We start from the raw sequence: 23,705 nt of genomic DNA, 5'->3' as shown, positions 1-23,705 counted from the left end.
CGCCGGCATGACCGATGACCGGAAGCCGGGGCAGGAGATGGAGTTGAACGATACGGGCAAGGAGGCGCCGGCGGCGCCGGACACCGATGCCATGGCCCTCACCGTCAACGGCCGGTCCGTGTCCCTGCGTGTCGATCCCAGCCGCAGCCTGCTGGACGTCCTGCGCAACGAGCTTGGGCTGAAGGCCAGTCGTTATGGCTGCGGCGCGGGCCTGTGCGGCGCCTGCATGGTGATGGTGGACGGCCATGCGGTGCCTGCCTGCGACACGCCGATGTGGTCGGCGGCGGGCAAGGACGTGGTCACCGTGGAGGGGCTGGGCGATGAGCGCGGCCCGCATCCCGTGCAGCGCGCCTTCATCGCCGAGCAGGCGGCGCAATGCGGCTACTGCACGTCCGGGATGATGATCGCGGCCGTGGCCCTGCTGCGGCGCTGTCCGCATCCCACCGAGGCGCAGGCGCGCGCGGGCCTGGAGCGCAACCTGTGCCGCTGCGGCGCGCACCCGCGCGTCCTGCGCGCGGTGGCCCGCGCAGCCGAAGAAGCGGCGCCGGGGAGTGGACGCGCATGACGGCCCCTGCCCCATCCGCCCTGCCGCCCAGCCTGCGTGCCAATCCGCGACTGTCGACCTGGCTGGATTTCAGCGTGCCCGGCCGGGCGCGGGTGCGCTCAGGCAAGGTCGAGATCGGCCAGGGCATACATACCGCGCTGGCGCAGATCGCCGCCGAGGAACTGGGGGTGTCGTTCGCGCGCATCGTCATGGTCGCGCCGCGCACCGCACTGAGCCCCGACGAGGCGGTTACCTCGGGCAGCCTGTCCATCCAGCATTCCGGCGCGGCGCTGCGCCATGTCTGCGCGCAGGCGCGGGCGCTATACCTGGACCACGTGGCTGCCGCGCATGGCTTGCCGGCGGACGCCGTGCGCGTGGACGACGGCGTGTTCCTGCATGGCGCGGAGCGCCTGGGAAGCTATTGGGAAGTGGATGCCGGCTTGCTGGACCAGCCTGCCGTCCCGGACATCTCCCCTCGGCCCCGCGCCGACTATCGTGAAGTCGGGCGATCGCGGCCCCGCGACGACATCGCCGAAAAAGTCTACGGACGCTACCGCTACATCCACGACATCGAGCTCCCCGGCCTGCTGCATGGACGCATGTTGCGCCCGCCCTCGCCCGCAGCCCGGCTATTGGCCCTGGACGCCACCGATGTCGCCGCCTGGCCCGGCGTGGTCGCGGTGGCGCGCGACGGCACGCTGGCCGGCGTGATCGCGACGCGCGAAGACCTTGCCGAACGGGCGCTGGCCCGTCTCGCGGCCGGCGCGACCTGGGAAGAACGCGCCACGCTGCCCGATGCCGGCGCCCTGCCCGCCTGGCTGAAGACGCTGCCACGCGACACGCTGCGATGGCAGGGCGGCACGGCGCAGGCGCCACGCCGCGAGACGCCCGCGGACGGACGGCGCACCTTCCGCGCCGCCTATTCCCGCCCTTTCCTGAAACACGCCGCCATCGGCCCCTCCTGCGCCCTTGCCCGAGACGATGGCGCGCGCCTGGAGGTATGGACGCACAGCCAGGCCATCTACAACCTGCGCCGTGACCTCGCGTTGGCCTTGCGCCGCCCCGAGGACGCCATCGTGATCGAGCACGTGCAAGGCGCCGGCTGCTACGGGCACAATGGCGCCGACGATGTGGCGTACGACGCCACATGGCTGGCCGGCTACTGCCCCGGCCGGCCAGTGCGCGTGCAGTGGTCGCGCGCCGACGAACTCAACTGGTCTCCCCTGGGCCCCGCGATGGCCATCGAACTGGAGGCCGACGTCGACGAGGACGGCCGCGTCCTGGCCTGGCGCCACGAGGCGTGGAGTCCGGGCCACGGCCTGCGTCCCGGGCGGGCGCCATCGCCCACGCTACTCGGTACCTGGCACCTGGCTGCGCCCTTTCCCCGCCTGGACGCGGTGGACGCGCCGCGCGCCGTTGGCGGCGGCATGGATCGCAACGCCGAGCCGGGCTACGCATTTCCCCGCGTGGACGTGACCTGCCATCGCGTGCGCGACGTGCCCATACGCGCGTCCGCCCTGCGCGCGCTCGGCGCACACGCCAACGTTTTTGCCATCGAGTCCTTCATGGATGAACTGGCGCATGCCGCCAACATAAGCGCGCTGGCGTACCGCCTGGCGCATATCACCGACCCGCGCATGGCGGCGGTGCTGCGCGCGGCCTGGGCGGCCAGCGAGCGGGACGGGGGATATCCCGGCAGCGATAGCGCCGGTGAAGGTGGCGTCGCTGACGGTGGCATCGGCAGCGGGAACGCCGGTAGCGATAGCGCCCGCAGCGATAGGGCAGCCAGCGATAGGGCCTGCAGCGATAGGGCCGGCAGCGACAATGCCGATAGCGCGCACGGCCGCGGCTGTGGCGTGGCCCGCTATAAAGGCACCGGCGCCTATTGCGCGGTGGTCGCGCACGTCGATGTCGACGACCAGGTCCGCTTGCGCGCCCTGCACATCGCGGTGGACGTCGGCCTGGCCATCAACCCCGACGGCGTGCGCCAGCAGATCGAAGGCGGCGCGTTGCAGGCCGCCAGCTGGACGCTGCAGGAAGCGACACGCTTCGACGCCATCCGCTTGCTGGACGGCGACTGGGAGAGCTATCCCATCATGCGTTTCAGCCAGGTTCCCCGGGTCAGCGTCGACATCCTGCCCCGCCCCGACGATGCGCCGCTGGGCGCGGGCGAAGCGGCGCTGGGCCCAACCGCCGCCGCCATCGCCAATGCCGTGGCCGACGCGCTGGGCGTGCGCGTGCGCCACATGCCCCTGACGCCGGAGCGCGTCATCCAGGCCATGGCCCATGAAGAGACCGGATAGCGCGGCTGGCGCCACCAAGACCACGCGCAAAATCGCGCGGAAAATCACGACAAGCCCCGACAGGCAAAGAGGAACATCATGGAATTGCATCTATTCAGCGGCGGCGCCGCGCAAGCGGTGGTCAACGGCCTGCGGCCGGCCTTCGAGGCCGCGCAGGCCTGCACGCTGGCGCCGACCTTCGGCGCCGTGGGCGCCATGCGGGACAAACTGCTGGCCGGCGACCCTTGCGACCTGGTGATCCTGTCCCAGGCGCTGGTCGACGGGCTGACCGGGCAAGGTCACCTGCTTGCCGACAGCGCGCGGCCGCTGGGCCGGGTGGAAACCGGCGTGGCGGTCCGCGCCGGCAGCCCGCCCGTCGACATCCGCGATGGTGACGCCTTGGGCGCGGCCCTGCGGGCCTGCACCGGCCTGTATGTGCCGCACCTCACCCAGTCCACTGCCGGGATCCATATCGCCGGCGTACTGGAAAAACTGGGCCTCACATCCGTCCTGGCGGACCGCATCCATGAATATCCCAACGGCAACGCGGCGATGGCAGCCATGGCCAAGGCCGATGGCCATGGCCTCATAGGCTGCACCCAGGTCACGGAAATCCGCTATACGCCCGGCGTCTCACTCGTGGGCAACCTGCCGTCCGGCTACGGCTTGAGCACGATCTACACCGCGGCGGTCTGCACCCATGCCGCCGAGCCGGCGCTGGCGGGCGCGTTCGTGCGCGTCTTGAGCGAACCGGCGTCGGCGAGCTTGCGCAAGGCATCGGGCTTCGATATCTGAGGCGCCAGCCGCCCCCAGGCCGGCGGCCCCTAAAGAGGGAACATCAGAGGGAGAACATCTGGGGGACATCACCGCCGCCAGCGCAGCCGGCGCATGGCCAGGGTGGCCGCGGCGGATATCACCAGCGTGAACATGAAAGCCGCGCAGGCCAGCAGGACGGCCTGGTCGGCGACCGGCCCGACGCCGGCGAAGTGCAGCACCATGCATGCATTCAGGGTCGCCAGCAGCAGGCAGGCCCCCAAGGAATTGACCAACAGGCGAAACAGGGCGAACAAGCCGCCGCCGACGATGGCCAGCCCCACGATCGTGGCCATGCCCCAGAACAGATTCTCGTATTGCACGCCGCCGCCCCTCCCTTGGACGAGGAGGCAGTGTATAGGCGGCGCCGCGGGGTGTCGATCAACACTCCGCCCCAGCGGCGGGGACCGGACGGCAGCGTCCGGCCCGCGCTTGTCGCCTAGCGGGAAAATCAGGCTGCGCTGCGCGAATACTCCGGCTCGCCATTGGCGCGCACGCCGCGGATGCCCTGGAACAGCGTCGCACAACGCTGCTCCGCTTCATCCTGGCTGGAAAACGCACTCCCGTCCATCAAGGGCCAGCACTTCTCCGGCGCGTTCGCGCCGATCTTGCGCGTCCAGACCTGGATCATGTACTTGCGGTTCACGGCCTCGACCGCGCAACGCACCCGGAAACCATTGACTGTTCGAGTATTCATGATGCGATTCCCCTGGCTGCAGACCGATCGCTCCACCGTTCCCACCATGGCCGGCGCCGACACGATCAGTCAGGAAAGGATTGTGCCGATGTCATTCGACATCTTTATTGCGGCGATGCAAGCAAACGCGAACAGTGATTTCAAAATAAGTAACGTCATGAATCGACTCTGACGCGCGCCTCAGGGGTCCCGTCCCTCTTAAACAAAGATGTAAAAATTTGAAAAAGCAGGCGCCACGTCCCTTCTGCTGCCCACCTGTTTCACCCCATTTCGGAACATGATGGCCCGCTGTGCGGTCAATTACTCAGAAAACCTCAAAACCACAAAAAAACCCAAATCCTCCGGTAAGCTGTAGTGGTTTGTCGCCACTTCTGTGGACTTTGCAAGGTACGGATGAGGTCGATTGGACGGACAATTGAGGCGTTGATTAACTTGGCCGCCTGGCGGCAAAGCGTAGGTACATCATGAATAAGCGTTGGCTGTTTACAGGGCTTGGGGCCGCTGCCCTGATGGTTTCCAGTGCGGCCATGGCGCGTGTGGATGTCGGTATCGCCATCGGCATTCCGCCGCTGGTAGTCGGCGCCCCGGCCTATGTGGCGCCGGCGCCGGTCTACGTGGCGCCGCCTCCGCCGGTCTATGTGGCGCCGGCACCGGTGTACGCGCCCCCGCCCGTGATCGTGGCACCGCGTCCGTATTACTACCCCGCCCCGGTCGTCTATGGCGGCTGGCGCGGCGGCGGCTGGCACGGTAAGCACGGGGGCCCGCCTCCCTACTATCGTGGCGGGCCTGGCCCCTACCGGGGCGGCGGCCCAGGCTGGCACCGTTGATCGTCGCGCGCGCCGTCCGGCGCGCGCGATCGACCCGCCCCGGAGGGATGGGGCCTGAAGGTGGTGCCTGTAGGTAGTACCTGTAGGTGGGACCTGAAAGCAGGTCTGGAAAATGAAGGTTGAAAAACGCTGCCTGGTCGCCCATGCAGCGTTTTTTTTGCCTTGGCCCCTTCAGTGCGGACCGGCGGCCTGCCGCGCCTCAGTCGCCCAGGACTTCGATGCCGCCCATATAAGGACGCAGCACTTCAGGCACCACGATGCTGCCGTCGGCCTGCTGCCCGTTTTCCAGCACGGCCACAAGCGCGCGGCCCACTGCCAGGCCGGAGCCGTTGAGCGTGTGCACGAACTCCGGCTTGCCCTGGGCATTGCGGAAGCGGGCCTGCATGCGACGAGCCTGGAAGTTCTCGCAGTTCGACACCGACGAAATCTCCCGCCACGTGTTCTGCGCCGGCAACCACACTTCCAGGTCATAGGTCTTGGCGGAACCGAAACCCATGTCGCCGGTGCACAGCAGCATCACGCGGTAAGGCAGGCCCAGCAGCTGCAGCACCTTTTCCGCATGGCCCACCATCTGCTCCAGCGCGTCGTAGGACGTGTCGGGGCGGACGATCTGCACCATTTCGACCTTGTCGAACTGGTGCTGGCGGATCATGCCGCGGGTATCGCGGCCGCCGCTGCCAGCCTCGGACCGGAAGCAAGGCGTATGGGCGGTCAGGCGCAGCGGCAGGTCCGCGTCGGCCAGGATGCTGTCGCGCGCCACGCTGGTCAGCGTGATCTCGGAAGTCGAAATCAGGTACTGGTCTTCGCGGGCGTAGCTCTTGCCCTGCTCGTCAACCTTGGGATCGTCGTCGCCGCCGCCCTTGCTGACAGCGAACATGTCGTCCTTGAACTTGGGCAACTGGCCGGTGCCGTACAGCGTCGAGGCGTTGACGATATACGGCGTATAGCACTCGGTGTAGCCGTGCACGTTGGTCTGCAGGTCCAGCATGAACTGCGCGAGCGCACGGTGCAGGCGGGCGATGGGCCCGCGCATGAAGGCATAGCGCGCACCCGACAGCTTGGCCGCCATGTCGAAATCCAGTCCCAGCGGCTCGCCCAGCGTAACGTGATCCTTGGGTTCGAAGCCCAGCGGCGCCGGATTGCCATCCGCGCCGGCTTGGGGCACCCAGCGGCGGACCTCGACGTTTTCATCGCTGGAGCCGCCCACCGGCACGCTGGCGTGCGGCAGGTTGGGAATCGCCATCAGCCATTCGTTGAGGCTGCCCTGCACCTCCGCCAGTTCTTCCTCCAACTGCTTCAGGCGCACGGGCACCGCTTGCGATTCGGCCATGACGGCCGAGGCGTCCTCGCCCTTGGCCTTGAGCTGGCCGATCTGCTTGGCGAGCGCATTGCGCTTGGCCTGCAAGGACTCGGTCTCGGTCTGGACAGCCTTGCGGCGAGACTCCAGCGCGTTGAAGCGTTCCGTGTCGAAGTCGACGCCGCGGCTCTTGAGCCGGTCGACGACGGTTTGCAGTTCTTTGCGCAGCAGGGTGGGGTCTAGCATGATGATCCAGCGTGAGTTGAACGGAAGGCGGACGCAGCCCGGCGGTGACGCGCTACGCGTGCCCCGCCGGGCCGGCTGCGGCCCTGGCGGCCGGCCGTGGCCGGCGCCGACAGGGCCGCGCCGGTTGCCCGGGGAACCGCCGTCCGCCGATTTTAGCGTCCCGCCGCGGCCTGGTCCTTGGCATGACCGTCGCCCCGGCATGGCGGCCATGCCGTAGCGCGCGCAAGGCGCCATGCCGTGCCCGCCCGTCCTACTCCTTGCCGGCTTCCTCGTCCCACTTTCTCAGCAAGGCCAGTTTCTCGCCGATCTTGATTTCCAGGCCGCGGGGCACGGGCTGGTACCAGCCGGGTTCGCGCATGCCGTCGGGCAGATAGGTCTCGCCGGCCGCGTAGGCATTGGGCTCGTCGTGGGCGTAGCGGTAGGCATGGCCGTACCCCAGTTCCTTCATCAGCTTGGTGGGCGCGTTGCGCAGATGAACCGGCACTTCGCGGCTGCGGTCCTGCTTCACGAAGGCGCGCGCCTGGTTGTAAGCCATGTAGCCGGCATTGCTCTTGGCCGCCACGGCCAGGTAGATGACGGCCTGGCCCAAGGCCAGCTCGCCTTCCGGGCTGCCCAGGCGCTCGAAGGTAAGCGCCGCGTCGTTGGCGATCTGCATGGCGCGCGGGTCGGCCAGGCCGATGTCTTCCCACGCCATGCGGACGATACGCCGCGAAAGGTATTTGGGATCGACCCCGCCGTCCAGCATGCGGGTCAACCAGTACAGCGCGGCATCCGGGTTGGAGCCACGGACCGATTTGTGCAGCGCCGATATCTGGTCGTAGAAGTTGTCGCCGCCCTTGTCGAATCGGCGCGCATTCAAGGTCAGCGCATTTTCGATGAAGACGGCGTCGATGTCCGTCACGCTGGCCGCCTGCGCGGCCGCGCTGGTCTGCTCCAGCAGATTGAGCATGCGGCGCGCGTCGCCATCCGCGAACCCGACCAGGGTGTCGATGGCTTTTTCATCGAAGTTCAGGTGCGACAGGACCTGGGCGCGGGCTTTCTCGACCAGGAGTTTCAATTCCTCCTCGGTCAGGGACTTCAGCACATAGACCTGGGAACGCGACAGCAGCGCCGAATTGACCTCGAACGAGGGATTCTCCGTCGTCGCGCCGATCAGCGTTACCAGGCCGGACTCGGCATACGGCAACAATGCATCCTGCTGGGATTTGTTGAACCGGTGGATTTCGTCGACGAACAGGATGGTGCGCTTGTGCAGGCTGAGGTTGCGCTCGGCCTGGTCCATGGCGGCGCGGATGTCCTTCACGCCCGAGAACACGGCGGACAGCGCGATGAATTCGCAGTCGAAGGCCGACGCGGTGAGCCGCGCCAGCGTGGTCTTGCCCACGCCGGGGGGGCCCCAGAGGATCATCGAGTGCGGGCGTCCGGATTCGAAGGACAGCCGCAGGGGCTTGCCTGGCCCCAGCAGGTGCGACTGGCCGACCACCTCGTCCAGCGTCTTGGGCCGCAATGCTTCGGCCAGGGGAGGAATAGGCTGGGCCTTGAAAAGATCGTTCATCGCGTCATTACACCAGATGTGAAGAAGCGATGGGACGGAGGGGCACGGCCCTCCAAGAGGCCTAGGGGCACGGCCCCCCGGCATACCCGCGCCCGAAGCCGGGGAGCCCAGCCTCCCCGGGCCCCCAGGAGTCGAGGGGCTGCGCCCCTCGGAGCCCCCTGCCAGGAGGTCGAGGGGCGTAGCCCCCTCGGAACACCCCGCCAGGGGGTCGAGGGGCGCAGCCTCCTCGGAACACCCCGCCAGGGGTCGAGGGGCGCAGCCCCCTCGGAACACCCCGCCAGGGGTCGAGGGGCGCAGCCCCCTCGGAACACCCCGCCAGGGGGTCGAGGGCCGTAGCCCCCTCGGAACACGCCGCCAGGGGGTCGAGGGGCGCAGCCCCCTCGGAACACCCCGCCAGGGGGTCGAGGGGCCACAGCCCCCTCGGAACACGCCGCCAGGGGGTCGAGGGGCGCAGCCCCCTCGGAACACCCCGCCAGGGGGTCGAGGGGCCACAGCCCCCTCGGAACACCCTCCCCTGGGAAAACCCCGAATGCACCTGTAAATTATTTTCAGGATAATCCAAAAAACCGAGTGATCTGGTAATTATTTTCAAACCATCCAGACGCCAGGACAGACGAACCCAAGCAATCCCGTGGCCCCACGACGGCCCCGCTCCCGCCAAGCCGAGGTTATCCATGACCACCATCGCCCCCTATCCCCCCCTGGACCCGGACGGCAAAGGCCTGGGCCGCCTGGACGGCCCCTGTAGCCTGGAGCAGGTCCCCGCGCTCGCCTGGAACCTGCTCGCCGAGGACGTCAGCCTGCCCGCCGCGGTTCTCTACGAGACCCGCGTCCGCCACAACCTGGAATGGATGCAGCGTTTCATCCACGCCTACCAGGTCCAACTGGCCCCCCACGGCAAGACCACCATGAGCCCAGCGCTGTTCAAACGCCAGCTCGACGGCGGCGCCTGGGGCATCACCCTCGCCACCGCCCCGCAGGTCAATGCCGCCTACCGCCACGGCGTGCGCCGCATCCTGATGGCCAACCAGCTGGTCGGCCGCGCCAACATGGCCCTGGTCGCCGACCTCCTGCGCGACCCGGATTTCGTCTTCTATTGCATCGTCGACTCCGCCGCCAACGCCGCCGCGCTGGGCGCCTATTTCGCCGAGCGCGGCCAGACGCTGCGCGTGCTGGTCGAACTGGGCGTGGCCGGCGGCCGCACCGGCGTGCGCGACGACGCCCAGCTCGATGCCGTGCTGGCCGAAATCGCCCGCTGGCCCGCCGCTCTGGCCTTGTCCGGCATCGAGATCTACGAGGGCGTGCTGCAGGACGAAGCCCTGATCCGCGCCTTCCTGCGCCGCGCCACCGGCACCCTGCGCCGCCTGCAGGACGACGGCCGCCTGGCCGCCGGCGGGTCCGCGCTGATCTCCGGCGCGGGTTCGGCCTGGTACGACGTGGTGGCCGAGGAGTTTTCCGGCCTGGACATCGGCCGCCCGCTGGAAATCGTGCTGCGCCCCGGCTGCTACCTGACTCACGACGTCGGCATCTACCGCGGCGCCGCCGCCCGCATCAACGCCAACAACGAAGTGGCGCGCCACATGGAACCGGGCCTGCTGCCCGCGCTGCAAGTCTGGGCCTATGTCCAGTCGCTGCCCGAACCGGGCCGCGCCATCATCGGCCTGGGCAAGCGCGACGCCGCCTTCGATGCCGGCCTGCCGGTGCCGGCGCTGCACTACCGTCCCGGCCAGCAGGCCCCCCAGCCCGCCAACGCTCCGCAGGCCTGGAAACTGACGGCCATGATGGACCAGCACGCCTTCATGCAGATCGACGACGGCGCCGATATCCAGGTCGGCGACATGATCGGTTTCGATATTTCCCACCCCTGCCTGACCTTCGACAAATGGAAACAGGTGCTGCTGGTGAACGACGACTGGCGGATCACCGAAGTCGTCCAGACCTTTTTCTGATTCCCGTCTTTTCCGCAGCACAGTCTTACGCAGGGTCCACCCCGCTACGCGTTTGCGGGACGGCCCGGTCCGCCCTGATCAACCTTAGGAGCACGCTCGATGAACGCCACGATCTCCCGTCGCCGCGACGGGCTGAAGAACTTCCTGCTGGCCAGCGCCCTGGGCCTGGCCTTCCTGGCCGGCGGCGCGCAAGCCGCCAACGCGACGGCCGGGCCGCCGGTCAAGGGCGGCACCCTGTCGGTCGCCACCATCGGCGAGCCGCCTACCCTGGACCCCATGGCAAGCACCGCCGACCTGGTGGGCATACTCACGCAACACATCTTCGAAACCCTCTACACCTTCGACGCCAAGTGGAACGTGACGCCGCTGCTGGCCGAAACGCTGCCCAAGATCAGCGCCGATGGCCAGACCTACACCATCCCCCTGCGCCAGGACGTCACCTTCCATGACGGCGCCAGGATGACCGCCGCGGACGTCGTCGCGTCCCTGCAGCGCTGGACCACCGTGGCCTCGCGCGGCAAGCAGGCCGCCCAGTTGATCACCGGCATCGCCGCCACCGACGACCACACGGTGACGATCACGCTGAAGCAGCCCTACGCGCCGCTGACCGCGCTGCTGGCCATGAACAATGCCGCCGCCGTGATCCTGCCCAAGGACAAGATCGCCACCCCGCTCACCGAATTCATCGGCACCGGCCCCTACAAGCTGAAGGCGCGCGTGCCCGACCAATACCTGCAACTGGTGCGCTTCGACGGCTACAAGTCGCGCGCCGGCGAACCGGACGGCTACGGCGGCGCCCGCAAGCAATACCTGGACGAGATCCGCTTCGTGCCGGTCAGCAATGCCAACACCCGTATCGAAAGCGCGGTGGCGGGCCAGTATGAATACGTCGACTCCATCCCGGTCGAATCCGCCGCCAAGCTGAAGTCGGGCAAGTCCGAAGCCGTGGTGCTCAAGCCCTTCGGCTGGCCGCGCCTGGTGCTCAATACCAAGCAAGGCATCATGTCCAACGTAAAGGTACGCCAGGCCGTGCAGATGGCGTTGAACGAGGAGGACATGCTGTTCGCCGCCTTCGGCGACAAGGCCTATTACGCCGTCGACGGCGCCATGTATCCCGAAGGCTATCCCTGGCACACCACGCAGGGCACGCAGGTCTACAACAAGGGCGACGTGGCCGGCGCGAAGAAGCTGCTCGAATCGTCGGGCGCCACCGACCGCACCATCCGCATCCTGACCAGCCAGCAGTACGAATTCCACTACAAGATGGCCCTCGTCGCCGCCGAGTACCTCAAGCAGGCCGGCTTCAAGGTCGACATGCAGGTGGTCGACTGGGCGACCCTGACGCAGCGCCGCCAGGACCCCGCCCTGTGGGACATTTTCATCACCCACAGCCCCTTCCTGCCGGAGCCCGCGCTCATCGACTTCCCGTCCAAGGACGCGCCGGGCTGGTGGGACACGCCGCGCCGCAACCAGGTGCTGGACGCCTTCAACCGCGCCACCAGCCAGGACGAACGCGTCAAGCGCTGGGCGGACGTGCAGCAGGCCATCTTCGACGAGGTGCCCTTCATCAAGGTCGGCGACTTCAACGCCGTGGCCGCCAAGTCGCCGTCGCTGCAAGGCGTGACGCCGGCGCCCTGGCCGTATTTCTGGAACGCCTGGAAGGCGGCGAAATAAATGCGCTACCTGATCAACCGGCTGCTCGGCCTGGTCGCGGTGATGTTCCTGGTGGCCACGATCGTCTTCGTGATCATCCGGGTTACGCCGGGTGATCCGGCGGCGGTGATGCTGGGCCCAGAGGCCAGCCAGCAGGACATCGCCGCGCTGCGCGCGCGGCTTGGGCTGGACCAGCCGCTGCCGGTGCAATACGTCACCTGGCTGGGCCAGTTGGCCAAGGGCGACCTGGGCCAGTCCATCTTCCTGAACAAGCCCGTGCTGTCGGCCCTGGCCGATCGCGCCGAGCCCACGTTCTGGCTGACCCTGATGTCGCTGCTCATCGCCAGCGCCATCGCGCTGCCGGTGGGGATCCTGTCCGCGGTCAAGCGCGGCACGACGCTGGACCAGTCGGTGCTCAGCTTCTCCATGTTCACCTCCAGCGTGCCCAGTTTCTGGCTGGGCCTGCTGCTGATGCAGGTGTTCTCGGTGAAGCTGGGTTGGCTGCCGGTGTCGGGCTATGGCGGTCCCGACGCGTCCATCGCCACCCGCCTGTCGCACCTGATCCTGCCCGCCGTGGTGCTGGGCCTGGTCAACTCCGCGCTGATCACCCGTTTCATCCGCGCCAGCATGCTGGACGTCCTGCGCGACGACTATGTGCGCACGGCCCGCGCCAAGGGCTTGCCGGAACGCAAGGTGATCCTCAAGCACGCGGTGCGCAACGCGCTGATCCCCATCCTGACCGTGCTGGGCCTGACCACCGCCCTCCTGGTCAGCGGCGCGGTGGTAACCGAGACGGTCTTTGGCCTGCCCGGCGTGGGCAGCCTGGTGGTGTCGGCGGTGCTGCGGCGCGACTACCCCGTCATCCAGGGTGCGCTGCTGGTGATCGCCGCCATCTATGTCCTCATCAATCTGTTCATCGACCTGCTCTACCTGCTGGTCGACCCCCGGGTGCGCTACTGATGACCTCTCTCGCTACCCCTGCCTCCGCCGCCGGCGCCGACCGCTGGCAGGTCCTGCGCCTGCTGGTGGCGCGCAAGACGGTGCTGGTCAGCCTGATCGTGCTGGTGGTGCTGGTCGCCGCCGCCGTGCTGGCGCCCATGATCAGCCCCTACGACCCCTACAAGCTGTCCATCATGAGCCGCCTGAAGGCGCCCAGCGCCGCCCACTGGTTCGGCACCGACGATTTCGGCCGCGACGTCTTCAGCCGCGTCGTCTACGGCGGCCGCCTGTCGCTGACCGTGGGCTTTTCGGTCGTGATACTGTCCAGCGTGCTGGGCATCGCCCTGGGCCTGCTGGCCGGCTTCTTCCGCGGCGCCGACAAATTCGTGTCGCGGCTGATCGACGCCATGATGGCCTTCCCCGACATCCTGCTGGCCATCTCGCTGGTGGCGGCGCTGGGTCCGTCGGTGATCAACGTGGTGATCGCGCTGGGCATCGTATACACGCCCCGCCTGGCGCGCATCGTGCGCGCATCGACGCTGGTGATACGGGAACTGCCCTTCGTCGAGGCCGCGCGCGCCCTGGGCGTATCGACCTGGCGCATCGTCACCGTGCACGTGCTGCGCAACCTGGTCTCGCCCATCCTGGTGCAGGGCACCTTCATCTTCGCCTATGCCATCCTGGCCGAGGCCGGCCTGTCCTTCCTGGGCGTGGGCGTGTCCCCCGACATCCCCACCTGGGGCACGATGATCAACGCCGGCCAGCAATACATGGGCTCGGCCGACTGGATCATGATTTTCCCGGGGATCGCCATCGTGCTGTCGGTGTTGTCCCTCCAGCTGGTGGGCGACGGACTGCGCGACGTGCTCGATCCGCGCCTGCGCAAGGAGCTTTGAACGATGAGCGCGAATCGCGCCGAGGCGCCCCCTCTGAACGAAAACCCCAACCCGGACAGGGACGTGGTCCTGTCCGTCCGGGGCTTGAAAACCTGGTTCCATAGCCGCGACGGCGTCGCCAAGTCGGTCGACGGCGTGACCTTCGACCTGGCGCGGGGCGAGACCCTGGCCATCGTCGGCGAATCCGGCTCCGGCAAGTCGGTGACCAGCCTGTCCATCATGGGCCTGCTGCCCAAGCCCGCCGGCCGCATCGAGGCCGGCAGCATCCGCTTCCGCGACCGCGCCGGCGTCGAGCACGACCTCGCCCATGCCAGCGCGGCCACGCTGCGGCGCATCCGCGGCGCCGAGATCGCCATGATCTTCCAGGAGCCCATGACCAGCCTGAACCCGCTGTATACGGTAGGCGACCAGATCGCCGAAGCCGTGCTGCAGCACGAAGGCGGCAGCCGGGCGGCGGCCATGGCGCGCGCGAAGGAGATGCTGGAACGGGTGGAAATTCCCGCCGCCGCGAAGCGCATCGGCGAGTATCCGCACCAGATGTCGGGCGGCATGCGCCAGCGCGTCATGATCGCCCTGGCGCTGGCCTGCAACCCCTCCGTCCTGATCGCCGACGAACCCACCACCGCCCTGGACGTCACCGTGCAGGCGCAAATCCTCGACCTGCTGCGCCGCCTGCAGGAAGAGTTGCGCATGAGCATCCTCTTCATCACCCACAACCTGGGCGTGGTGGCGGAAATCGCCCACCGCGTGGCGGTGATGTACGCCGGCCGCGTGGTCGAGGACGCCGGCGTCTACGACCTCTTCGAACAACCCACGCACCCGTACACGCGCGGCCTGCTTTCCTGCATACCCACCGACGCCCTCCTGGCTTCCGGCGAACGGCTGCGCGCCATCCCGGGCAATGTGCCCAGCGTGCTCAGCCTGCCGGGCGGCTGCACCTTCGCCCCGCGCTGCCCTCTGGCTGCCGAGGACTGTACCCGCGCGGTCCCCGAACTGCTACCCGTGCGCCCGGAACACCGTGCGCGCTGCATCAAGGTCGTGAAGTCATGAACATATCCACCCAACAGGGCGCAACGAAGGGAGAAGCAATGGGAGCAGCACTCGGCTGCCCCGGCGATGCCGCGCCGGCCGAACCGCTGCTGAGCGTGCGCGACCTGCGCGTGCATTTCCCGACGTCCTCGCGCCGCGACGCGCCGGTGGTGCGCGCGGTCGATGGCGTCAGCTTCGATGTGCGGCGCAATACCATCGTCGGCCTGGTCGGCGAATCCGGCTCCGGCAAGACCACCACCGGCCGCGCGCTGCTGCGCCTGCTGGCGGCCACCGGCGGCGAAGTGCGCTTCGACGGCGTCGACATCGGCAAGCTTGATGAAAGGCAGATGCTGCCCTGGCGCCGGCGCATGCAGATCGTTTTCCAGGACCCCTACGCCAGCCTCAACCCGCGCATGACGGTGGCCGAGATCATCGGCGAGGCGCTGGATACCCATGGCCTCGCGCGCGGCCGCCGCGACGAACGCATCGGCGAATTGCTCACCCGCGTCGGCCTGAACGCCGACCATCGCGCCCGCTACCCGCACGAATTCTCGGGCGGCCAGCGCCAGCGCATTGGCATCGCCCGCGCGCTGGCCGTGGAGCCGGACTTCATCGTCGCCGACGAGCCGGTGTCCGCCCTGGACGTATCGGTGCAGGCCCAGGTGCTGAACCTGCTGCAGGACCTGCAACGCGATCTCGGCCTGACCATGCTGTTCGTGGCGCACGACCTGGCGGTGGTCAACTACCTTTGCGACGAGGTGGTGGTGCTGTACCTGGGCCGCGTCATGGAACGCGGTCCCACGCGCGAGGTCTACGCCCGGCCCCGCCACCCGTATACTCGCGCGCTGTTGTCCGCCGCGCCGGTGCCCGACCCGCGCGCCGCGCGCAAGCGCATCCTGCTGAAGGGGGATATCCCCAGCCCCTTGAATCCACCTTCGGGCTGCGTCTTCCGTACCCGCTGTCCCCACGCCCTGCCGGTATGCGCCGAGCGGGTGCCCGAGGCGGCGCCGGTCGGCGCGGGCCATCATGCGGCCTGCGTGCGCGTCGACGAACTACAGAACGCCTGACTCCCCGCCCTTGTCCGGAGCCTCCCGCATGAACACCGTCCGCGATATCGTCTACCAGATCCGCAGCCGCCGCGATACGCTCAGCGCCACCGAGCGCAAGGTGGCCGATGCCATCCTGGACGACATCATCCACGCCGCCGGCGCCACGGTGGACCAGCTGGCCGAAAAGGCCGGCGTGAGCAACGCCACCATCTCGCGCTTCGCCCGGTCGGTCGGCTGCGACGACACGCGCGACCTCAAGATGAAGCTGGCGCAGGCCAGCGCGGTGGGCACGCGCTTTCTCGACCGCGCGGCGCCGGCGGAGGAAAGCACCTTCTACGCCCGCATCTACGCCGATATCGAAAGCACCCTGCGCGCTCACCTGCCCATGTACACGGAGAACCTGTTCGAGCAGGCCATGGACATCGTGCGCAATGCGCGCATGACCTATGTCTTCGGCATGGGCGGCGCCTCCGCCGTGCTGGCGCAGGAAATGCAATCGCGCCTGGTGCGGCTGGGCTATCCGGTGGCGGCCTACAGCGATGCGGTGCTGCTGCGCATGGTGGCGGCCACGCTGGACGAACGCGATGCCGTCATCATGCTGTCGGCCTCGGGCCTGACGCCCGAAATGCTGTCCGGCGCGCGCATCGTCAAGCAGTACCGCGCCCGCATCGTGGCCCTGACCGACGCCGGCTCGCCGCTGGCCGAGATGGCCGACGTCGTGCTGCCGGTGCGCACCGACGAAACCGACTTTATCTACAAGCCTTCCGCTTCCCGCTACGCCATGATGCTGGCCATCGACCTGCTGGCCACCGAACTGGCCATGGCGCGGCAGGAAGAGACCCGCGATCGCCTGCGCCGCATCAAGCTGGCGCTGGACGAATACCGGGGCGGCCCCAACCGGCTGCCCCTGGGAGATTGAAACGATGTACGACACCCTGATCGCCTCCGTCCATGTGCTCGACGGCAGCGGGACGGCCGGCCATGACGCCGACGTGGCGCTGCGCGACGGCCGTATCGCGGCCATCGCCGCGCCCGGGACCCTGGCCGCCGGGAGCGCCATGGAAACCGTGGATGGCAAGGGCCGGGTGCTGGCGCCAGGATTTATCGACGTCCATACCCACGACGACACCAACGTCATCCGCACGCCCGGCATGCTGCCCAAACTTTCGCAAGGCGTCACCACGGTGGTGGTCGGCAACTGCGGCATCAGCGCGGCCCCGGTGACCCTGCGTGGCGACCCGCCCGACCCCATGAACCTGCTGGGCGAGCGCCAGGACTTCCAATACCCCAGCTTCGCGGATTACACCCGCGCCGTCGAGGCGGCCCGGCCCGCGGTCAACGTGGCCGCCCTGGTCGGCCACACCGCCCTGCGCAACAACCACATGGACCGGCTCGATCGCAAGGCCGGCGCGGGCGAGATCGAAGCCATGCGTGCGCAGTTGCGAGAAGCCCTGGCGCACGGCGCCATCGGCCTGAGCACGGGGCTGGCCTATGCGTCCGCCTACGAGGCGGACACCGCCGAGGTCAAGGCGCTGGCCGAAGTGCTGGACGAATTCGGCGCGCTCTACACCACGCACCTGCGATCGGAATTCGCCGCCATCCTCCAGGCCATGGAAGAGGCCTACGAGGTGGCCGCGCACGCGCGCGTGCCCCTGGTGGTTTCGCACCTGAAATGCGCCGGCGCCGGCAACTGGGGCCGCACGACCGAAGTGCTGGCCAGCCTGGAAGGCGCCGGCCGACTGCAACCGGTGGGTTGCGACTGCTATCCCTATTCCGCCAGCTCGTCGACGCTGGACCTGAAACAGGTGACCAGCGATTTCCGCATCGACATCACGTGGTCCACGCCGCATCCCGAACAGGCCGGCCGGCCGCTGGCCGACATCGCGGCCGACTGGGGCGTGCCGCTGCTGGAGGCCGCCGCGCGCCTGCAGCCGGCCGGCGCCGTCTATCACGGGATGCGCGAGGACGACGTGCAGCGCGTGCTCAAGCACCGCCTGACGATGATAGGCTCGGACGGCCTGCCCAACGACCCGCATCCCCATCCCCGCCTGTGGGGCGCGTTTCCGCGCGTGCTGGGCCATTACAGCCGCGACCTCGGCCTGTTTCCGCTGGCCCAGGCCGTGCACAAGATGACGGGCCTGTCGGCCGCCCGCTTCGGCCTGGCCGAACGCGGGCTGGTGCGGCAGGGCTATCACGCCGACCTGGTGCTGTTCGACCCCCTCACCGTCAAGGACCAGGCGACGTTCAGCGAGCCGGTGCAGGCCAGCAGCGGCATCGATGCGGTCTGGGTCAACGGCGTGCTGTCGTATCGCGACGGCGTGGCCAGCGGCCGCCGCGCGGGACGGTGGCTGCCACGTTCGGGCGACCTGCGCGCGAGCTTCGCCGGCGGCATGCCGGAATGAACGATCCGGTCGGCAGGGTCCGGCCGGCAACCCGGCCTGGCGCGAACGGAGCGCCAGCGACGCGCAGCCTTGGCGGGCGGCCGGCAGGCCGGGCAGGCAAGGACGGCGCCGCCGGGAAATAGCGGTCCCCTTCTTTTTCTACAGGAGCATTCCCATGAGCAAGGCCCCTACATCCGATAGCAACGGCATCACCCGCTACGGCGTCGCCGGTGGCACCGGCCAGGGCGGTACGCACATGCCCTTCGCACGCGCGGTCGCCGCGGGCGGCTGGCTGTTCGTTTCCGGCCAGGTGCCGATGGAGGACGGCGAGGTCGTTGCCGGCGGCATCGTGCCGCAATCGCACAAGGCCATCCAGCAGGTGCTCGCCATCCTGGCCGAGGCCGGCTACGGTCCGGAACACGTCGTGCGCTGCGGCGTCTGGCTCGACGACGCCCGCGATTTCGCGTCCTTCAACAAGGTGTTCAAGAGCTATTTCGGCGACAACCCGCCGGCGCGCGCCTGCGTGGAATCGCGCCTGGTCGTCGACGCCAAGGTCGAGGTCGACTGCGTCGCATACAAGCAGCCCTGAGCAAGCGCCAGGGCCAGGGCCAAGCCGATGCGGCGGGGCGGCGCCCCGCCCTGTGCTCACATCTGCACGGTATCCACGCCCTTGGGCGGGACGAACTGGAAGTCCTTGTCGCCCAGCCGGGGGTTGGGCGCGATGCCTGACAGATCAACGCGCGTGGTCTGCCCGAAGGCATCGAGCAGTTCGATGCGCGCCGGCAGGTTGTCCTTGAAGCCGATATCCACGCGCGAGAACCCCGCGTCGTTGCTGCGCGGCTTGGCGCGCAACCACTCCAGCCCGTCGCGGGCCGGCAGCGGACTGACGTCGAAGGACTGCTCCAGCGACCCCTCCCCGAACAGGATGGCCGCCGGCGACGTGCCGATGGCCTTGTCGACCTTGCGCACGGTGACCTGGGCCAGGTCGGGGTCGTACTGGTAGACCTGCTTGCCGTCGGACACGATCAGTTGTTCATAGGGCTTCTGCACCGCCCAGCGGAAGCGGCCGGGACGCTGGAAGGAAAACGTGCCGCTTTGCGGCGGCTTGGGACGCGCGGAAGGCGCTCCGGCCGCCCCCGTGGTGACCTGGCTGAAATTGCCGCTGGCCGAGGTCACCGTGGCGACGAAGGACTTCAACTGTTCCTGGGCGCTGGCCGCCCAGGCCGCGCCGGGCGCCAGCAGCGGGGCCAGGGCCACCGCCACGGCCGCCATGCCGCGACGGGCGCGGATGTACGGGGCACGAAAAGGCGCTAGGTACGAGGCACGGAGGTACGAGGCAAAAGCACCTCGTGTACGTGCCCCCAAGGTACCGCCTTGCAAAAAGGGGATCATCAAGCTTCCTCGCTGGCGGATGCCGGCACCAGGATCTCCCGGTTGCCGTTGGATTGCATGGGCGACACCATGCCCGCGTGCTCCATCTGCTCCAGCAGGCGCGCGGCGCGGTTGTAGCCGATGCGCAGGTGGCGCTGGACCAGCGAAATCGACGCGCGTCGGTGCTTGAGCACGACTTCGCAGGCCTGGTCGTACATCGGATCGCTCTCGGCGTCGTTGAAGCCGGTCACGCTGCTTCCGCCTTCGCCGGTCTCGCCTTCGACGCCGCCTTCCAGCAGGCCGTCCACATAATTCGGCTCGCCCTGCGCCTTCAGGTGCTCGACCACGCGGTGCACCTCCTCGTCGGAAACGAAGGCGCCGTGCACGCGCACGGGCAAGCCCGTGCCCGGCGGCATGTACAGCATGTCGCCCTGGCCCAGCAGGGTTTCGGCGCCCATCTGATCCAGGATGGTGCGCGAATCGATCTTCGACGACACCTGGAAGGCGATGCGGGTGGGGATGTTGGCCTTGATCAGCCCGGTGATCACGTCCACGCTGGGCCGCTGCGTCGCCAGGATCAGGTGGATGCCGGCGGCGCGCGCCTTCTGCGCCAGGCGGGCGATCAGCTCTTCGATCTTCTTGCCCACCACCATCATCAGGTCCGCCAGCTCGTCGATGACCACCACGATGGTCGGCAGCGGCTGCAAGGGCTCGGGCTGGTCCGGGGTCAGCGAGAACGGATTGGGTATGGGCTCCTCGCGCTTGATGGCGTCGCGGATCTTGGCGTTGTAGCCCGCCAGGTTGCGCACGCCCATCTTGCTCATCAGGCGGTAGCGTTTCTCCATTTCGCCGACGCACCAGTTCAGCGCGTTGGCCGCGTGGCGCATGTCCGTCACCACCGGCGCCAGCAGGTGGGGAATGCCCTCGTAGACGCTCATTTCGAGCATCTTGGGGTCGATCAGGATCAGGCGCGTGTGCGAGGCGTCGGCCTTGTACAGCAGGGACAGGATCATGGCGTTGATCCCCACCGACTTCCCGGAACCGGTGGTCCCGGCCACCAGCAGGTGGGGCATCTTGGCCAGGTCGGCCACCACGGGATGGCCGGCGATATCCTTGCCCAGCGCCATGGTGACGACCGACGAATTGCTGTGATAGGTCTGCGACCCCAGGATTTCCGACAGGCGGACGGTCTGGCGACGCGGATTGGGCAGCTCCAGCCCCATCAGGTTCTTGCCGGGGATGGTCTCGACCACGCGGATGCTGACCAGGCTCAGGGCGCGCGCCAGGTCCTTCGCCAGGTTGACCACCTGGCTACCCTTGACCCCCGTGGCCGGCTCGATTTCATAGCGCGTAATGACCGGTCCGGCCTGTGCCGCCACCACGGTGACGCTGACCCCGAAATCGGCCAGCTTCTTTTCGATCAGTCGCGACGTGAATTCAATGGTCTCGGCCGATACCGTTTCCTGGTTGGTCGCCGGCGGATCCAGCAGGCCGATGGCCGGCAGGTCGCCTTCCTCGCCGACGTCGGCGGCGGTGAACAGCGACTGCTGCTTCTCGCGTTGCACGCGGTCGGACTTGGGCACCACCGTAATCGCCGGCTCGATGCGCACCGGCTGCTCGTGCACCAATTTCTCCTGCTTGGCGACGACCTGCTCGCTGCGCTCGGCATAAGCCACTTCGCCCAGCTTGCGGTCTTCCCGCGCCGCCACCGAGTCGCGCGTCCGGCGGATCAGGCCTTCCATCGCGCCGCCCAGGCGCTCGGCCACCGTCAGCCAGGAAAACGCGAAGAACAGGCTGAGCCCGGCGGCCACCAGCACCAGGAACACCAGGGTGCCGCCGGTGAAACCGAGGGCATTGGACAGCAGGCCGGCCAGGGAGTGGCCAATCACGCCGCCGGAACCGTTGCCGCCGTCCGAACCGCCCGGCAGATGGGCGCCGTGCGTGTACAGCCGCAAGGCTTCCAGGCCCATGGACCCCACAAGTAACAAGACGAAACCCAGCCCCTGTTCCCAATGCACGCGCGGCAGTTCGGCGTCGCCGTTGCCTGTTACGCGGAGATGACTGGCCAGGCGGCGATAGCCGGCACGGACGCGGTGCAGCAGCAGCACGACCCACCACCAGGCGGAATAGCCGAACAGGTACAGCAGGATATCGGAAAGATAGGCGCCCAGCGTGCCGCCCTTGTTGTGTACGACGCCGGCCGGAACCGAATGCGACCAGCCCGGGTCGGTCGCACTCCAGGTGGCCAGCACCAGGGTGAGCCAGGCCGCCATGGCGGCGAACAGAATCCAGCGGGCTTCCCGCAACAGCGACGACAATCGCGTCTGCAGGGGGGACGGCCCGTTACGGGTATTGCGCGAGGCGCGCGGGGTAGCGGTTGAAATACGCGGCATAGGCCTCATTATAATTGGGCATCCACTTTGCTCAGTGTGCCCGATGACGACTTCGAAACATGCCCAATTGCTGATCCTCGGTTCCGGTCCCGCCGGCTATACCGCCGCGGTGTATGCCGCCCGTGCGAACCTGAAACCGGTATTGGTGACCGGCCTGGCCCAGGGCGGCCAGCTCATGACCACGACGGAAGTCGACAACTGGCCGGCCGATGTCGACGGCGTCCAGGGCCCCGACTTGATGCAGCGTTTCCAGCAGCACGCGGAACGTTTTAACACCGAAATCCTTTTTGACCACATCGCCAGCGTGGATCTGACGCAACGGCCGTTCAAGCTGACGGGCGACGGCGGCAACGTCTATACCTGCGACGCCCTGATCATCGCCACCGGCGCGTCGGCCAAATACCTTGGCCTGCCGTCGGAGGAAACCTTCATGGGCAAGGGCGTGTCCGGCTGCGCCACCTGCGACGGCTTTTTCTACCGCAACCAGGACGTGGTCGTGGTCGGCGGCGGCAACACCGCCGTGGAAGAAGCGCTCTACCTGTCCCATATCGCCCGCAAGGTCACGGTCATCCACCGCCGCGACAAGTTCCGCGCCGAACCCATCCTGGTCGACCGGATGATGGAAAAGGTCCAGAACGGCAACATGGAACTGAAGCTGTTCGCCGAACTGCAGGAAGTGCTGGGCGACGACAGCGGCGTGACCGGCGTGCGCATCCGCGGCACCCAGGACGGCGCCACCGAGGATATCGCCGTGAAAGGCGCCTTCATCGCCATCGGCCACCATCCGAACACGGACATCTTCCAGGGCCAGCTGGACATGAAGGACGGCTACATCGTCACGCGCAGCGGCCTGTCCGGCATGGCGACCATGACGTCCGTGCCCGGCGTCTTCGCCGCCGGCGACGTACAGGACCACGTCTACCGCCAGGCGATCACCAGCGCCGCCACCGGCTGCATGGCCGCCCTGGACGCTCAACGCTGGCTGGAAAATGCGGGGCAGCAATAAGCCGGGCGCACGCCCGGATCCCCAAGGCGGGAGCGGCAGGCACGCCAAGGGCAGCCTGGCCGATGTCGAGGAACTGAAAAGCCTGCGGGACAGCCTGCGCGAGGCATCCCGCGCGGCCGCCCTGCGGCCCTCCGCCGCCGCCACGGCCGCCAAGGCCGCCAAGGCCGCGGCCAAGGACGACGGGTTGACCGGCGACGGCCTGCCCGACGATCCCGAATTGTTCCAGCGCGCCATGCGCAACGTGCGCAAGATGGAGACGCCCGCCCGGGCGGCCACTTATGTCGCGCCCGCGGCCGAGTCGAAAGCGACCTCGCCCGGCCTGGCCATACGCCGCGCCAATGCCCTGGGCGAGCAAGGCGCGGGCGCGCGTGCCGACGGCGGCGTGTCGGACGGCGCCGACGTTACGCGCTTCCTGTCGGAAAATGGCACCGCCTTCGTCCGCCACGATGCCGCCCCGGACACCGCCCGCAACCTGCGCCGCGGCGCCTGGCGCACCGGCGCGGAGCTGGACCTGCATGGCCTGCGGGTCGAGCAGGCCCGCCACGCCTTGTTTTCCTTCCTGGACGAATGCCTGGAGTACGGCATCCGCTGCGTGCGCATCGTGCACGGCAAGGGGCACGGATCGCTGGACATGGAACCGGTCCTCAAGGACAAGGTACGAACCTGGCTCGTGCAAAAAGCCGAGGTCATGGCGTTCTCGGAAAGCGAAGAACGGCACGGCGGCGCGGGCGCGCTGCTGGTGCTCCTGAAACAGGTTGAAGGCGGCAAGCGCTAAGGG

At 68.2% G+C, this 23,705-nt stretch carries 22 protein-coding genes; 16 read left to right on the top strand and 6 right to left on the bottom strand.

Annotated features, from left to right (window positions below; all coding sequences use genetic code 11):
- The first annotated feature begins 7 nt into the window (after positions 1–7).
- From C7R54_RS15220 to C7R54_RS15210, 3 genes are all read left to right on the top strand, one after another.
- Complete coding sequence (locus tag C7R54_RS15220; RefSeq protein ID WP_338026174.1) at positions 8–565, top strand: (2Fe-2S)-binding protein; 558 nt, start codon at positions 8–10, stop codon at positions 563–565.
- Complete coding sequence (locus C7R54_RS15215; RefSeq protein ID WP_129151290.1) at positions 562–2,847, top strand: xanthine dehydrogenase family protein molybdopterin-binding subunit; 2,286 nt, start codon at positions 562–564, stop codon at positions 2,845–2,847. The genes C7R54_RS15220 and C7R54_RS15215 overlap by 4 nt, the downstream gene beginning before the upstream one ends.
- A gap of 78 nt (positions 2,848–2,925) precedes the next feature.
- Positions 2,926–3,621 (top strand): molybdate ABC transporter substrate-binding protein, encoded by a 696-nt coding sequence (locus tag C7R54_RS15210; RefSeq protein ID WP_129151289.1) that lies wholly within the window; start codon positions 2,926–2,928, stop codon positions 3,619–3,621.
- A 68-nt stretch (positions 3,622–3,689) separates the two neighbouring features.
- Here the strand turns inward: C7R54_RS15210 and C7R54_RS15205 are convergent, their stop codons facing one another.
- Positions 3,690–3,962, bottom strand: a complete 273-nt coding sequence (locus C7R54_RS15205) for a hypothetical protein (RefSeq protein ID WP_129151288.1) — start codon at positions 3,960–3,962, stop codon at positions 3,690–3,692.
- A gap of 128 nt (positions 3,963–4,090) precedes the next feature.
- Entirely contained in the window at positions 4,091–4,336 is a 246-nt protein-coding gene (locus C7R54_RS15200; RefSeq protein WP_129151287.1) for a hypothetical protein, read from the bottom strand.
- On the opposite strand from C7R54_RS15200, the gene C7R54_RS28865 reads away from it, so the two are divergent.
- Together C7R54_RS28865 and C7R54_RS15195 are read left to right on the top strand one after the other, a co-directional pair.
- Positions 4,335–4,508: a hypothetical protein gene (locus tag C7R54_RS28865; RefSeq protein ID WP_158021213.1), complete on the top strand. Its 174-nt coding sequence runs from the start codon at positions 4,335–4,337 to the stop codon at positions 4,506–4,508. The two genes, C7R54_RS15200 and C7R54_RS28865, sit on opposite strands and share 2 nt — an antisense overlap.
- A 292-nt stretch (positions 4,509–4,800) precedes the next feature.
- Positions 4,801–5,163 carry a virulence factor gene (locus C7R54_RS15195; protein ID WP_129151286.1) on the top strand — a complete coding sequence of 121 codons (363 nt, stop codon included), beginning with the start codon at positions 4,801–4,803 and terminating at the stop codon, positions 5,161–5,163.
- Between the two features lie 199 nt (positions 5,164–5,362).
- On the opposite strand, the gene serS is transcribed toward C7R54_RS15195, so the two are convergent.
- Both serS and C7R54_RS15185 read right to left on the bottom strand, forming a co-directional pair.
- Positions 5,363–6,706 carry a serine--tRNA ligase gene (serS, locus tag C7R54_RS15190; protein WP_129151285.1) on the bottom strand — a complete coding sequence of 448 codons (1,344 nt, stop codon included), beginning with the start codon at positions 6,704–6,706 and terminating at the stop codon, positions 5,363–5,365.
- Between the two features lie 250 nt (positions 6,707–6,956).
- A complete protein-coding gene (locus C7R54_RS15185) occupies positions 6,957–8,261 on the bottom strand; it encodes a replication-associated recombination protein A (RefSeq protein ID WP_129151284.1) in 1,305 nt (434 codons plus the stop codon).
- Between the two features lie 674 nt (positions 8,262–8,935).
- On the opposite strand from C7R54_RS15185, the gene C7R54_RS15180 reads away from it, so the two are divergent.
- From C7R54_RS15180 to C7R54_RS15140, 9 genes are all read left to right on the top strand, one after another.
- A complete protein-coding gene (locus C7R54_RS15180) occupies positions 8,936–10,210 on the top strand; it encodes an amino acid deaminase (protein WP_129151283.1) in 1,275 nt (424 codons plus the stop codon).
- 99 nt (positions 10,211–10,309) lie between these two features.
- Positions 10,310–11,884: an ABC transporter substrate-binding protein gene (locus C7R54_RS15175; RefSeq protein ID WP_129151282.1), complete on the top strand. Its 1,575-nt coding sequence runs from the start codon at positions 10,310–10,312 to the stop codon at positions 11,882–11,884.
- The gene (locus C7R54_RS15170; protein ID WP_129151281.1) at positions 11,885–12,823 is read left to right on the top strand and encodes an ABC transporter permease; all 939 of its coding nucleotides are present in this window, start codon (positions 11,885–11,887) and stop codon (positions 12,821–12,823) included.
- Positions 12,823–13,698, top strand: a complete 876-nt coding sequence (locus C7R54_RS15165) for an ABC transporter permease (RefSeq protein WP_129151280.1) — start codon at positions 12,823–12,825, stop codon at positions 13,696–13,698. Before C7R54_RS15170 ends, C7R54_RS15165 begins: the two co-directional genes overlap by 1 nt.
- A 3-nt stretch (positions 13,699–13,701) precedes the next feature.
- Entirely contained in the window at positions 13,702–14,748 is a 1,047-nt protein-coding gene (locus C7R54_RS15160) for an ABC transporter ATP-binding protein (RefSeq protein WP_129151279.1), read from the top strand.
- Positions 14,749–14,786: 38 nt separating this feature from the next.
- Complete coding sequence (locus C7R54_RS15155) at positions 14,787–15,794, top strand: ABC transporter ATP-binding protein (RefSeq protein ID WP_129151278.1); 1,008 nt, start codon at positions 14,787–14,789, stop codon at positions 15,792–15,794.
- Positions 15,795–15,822: 28 nt separating this feature from the next.
- Positions 15,823–16,695 carry a MurR/RpiR family transcriptional regulator gene (locus tag C7R54_RS15150; RefSeq protein ID WP_129151277.1) on the top strand — a complete coding sequence of 291 codons (873 nt, stop codon included), beginning with the start codon at positions 15,823–15,825 and terminating at the stop codon, positions 16,693–16,695.
- 4 nt (positions 16,696–16,699) lie between these two features.
- Positions 16,700–18,178, top strand: a complete 1,479-nt coding sequence (locus tag C7R54_RS15145) for an N-acyl-D-amino-acid deacylase family protein (protein ID WP_129151276.1) — start codon at positions 16,700–16,702, stop codon at positions 18,176–18,178.
- Between the two features lie 154 nt (positions 18,179–18,332).
- Complete coding sequence (locus C7R54_RS15140; protein ID WP_129151275.1) at positions 18,333–18,746, top strand: RidA family protein; 414 nt, start codon at positions 18,333–18,335, stop codon at positions 18,744–18,746.
- A gap of 56 nt (positions 18,747–18,802) precedes the next feature.
- Here C7R54_RS15140 and lolA read toward each other — a convergent pair whose 3' ends face one another.
- Positions 18,803–19,429, bottom strand: a complete 627-nt coding sequence (lolA, locus tag C7R54_RS15135) for an outer membrane lipoprotein chaperone LolA (protein ID WP_129151274.1) — start codon at positions 19,427–19,429, stop codon at positions 18,803–18,805.
- A 119-nt stretch (positions 19,430–19,548) separates the two neighbouring features.
- Entirely contained in the window at positions 19,549–21,921 is a 2,373-nt protein-coding gene (locus C7R54_RS15130) for a DNA translocase FtsK (protein ID WP_129151273.1), read from the bottom strand.
- 43 nt (positions 21,922–21,964) lie between these two features.
- Between C7R54_RS15130 and trxB the strand changes: the two genes are divergently transcribed.
- Entirely contained in the window at positions 21,965–22,927 is a 963-nt protein-coding gene (gene trxB / locus C7R54_RS15125; RefSeq protein ID WP_129151272.1) for a thioredoxin-disulfide reductase, read from the top strand.
- Positions 22,911–23,702: a Smr/MutS family protein gene (locus tag C7R54_RS15120; protein WP_129151271.1), complete on the top strand. Its 792-nt coding sequence runs from the start codon at positions 22,911–22,913 to the stop codon at positions 23,700–23,702. The genes trxB and C7R54_RS15120 overlap by 17 nt, the downstream gene beginning before the upstream one ends.
- Positions 23,703–23,705: the final 3 nt, after the last annotated feature.

Origin of the sequence: Achromobacter aloeverae, assembly GCF_004121055.1 — a bacterium.
Lineage (GTDB): Bacteria > Pseudomonadota > Gammaproteobacteria > Burkholderiales > Burkholderiaceae_B > Bordetella_C > Bordetella_C aloeverae.
This window is presented reverse-complemented; position numbering and strand designations above follow the sequence as displayed.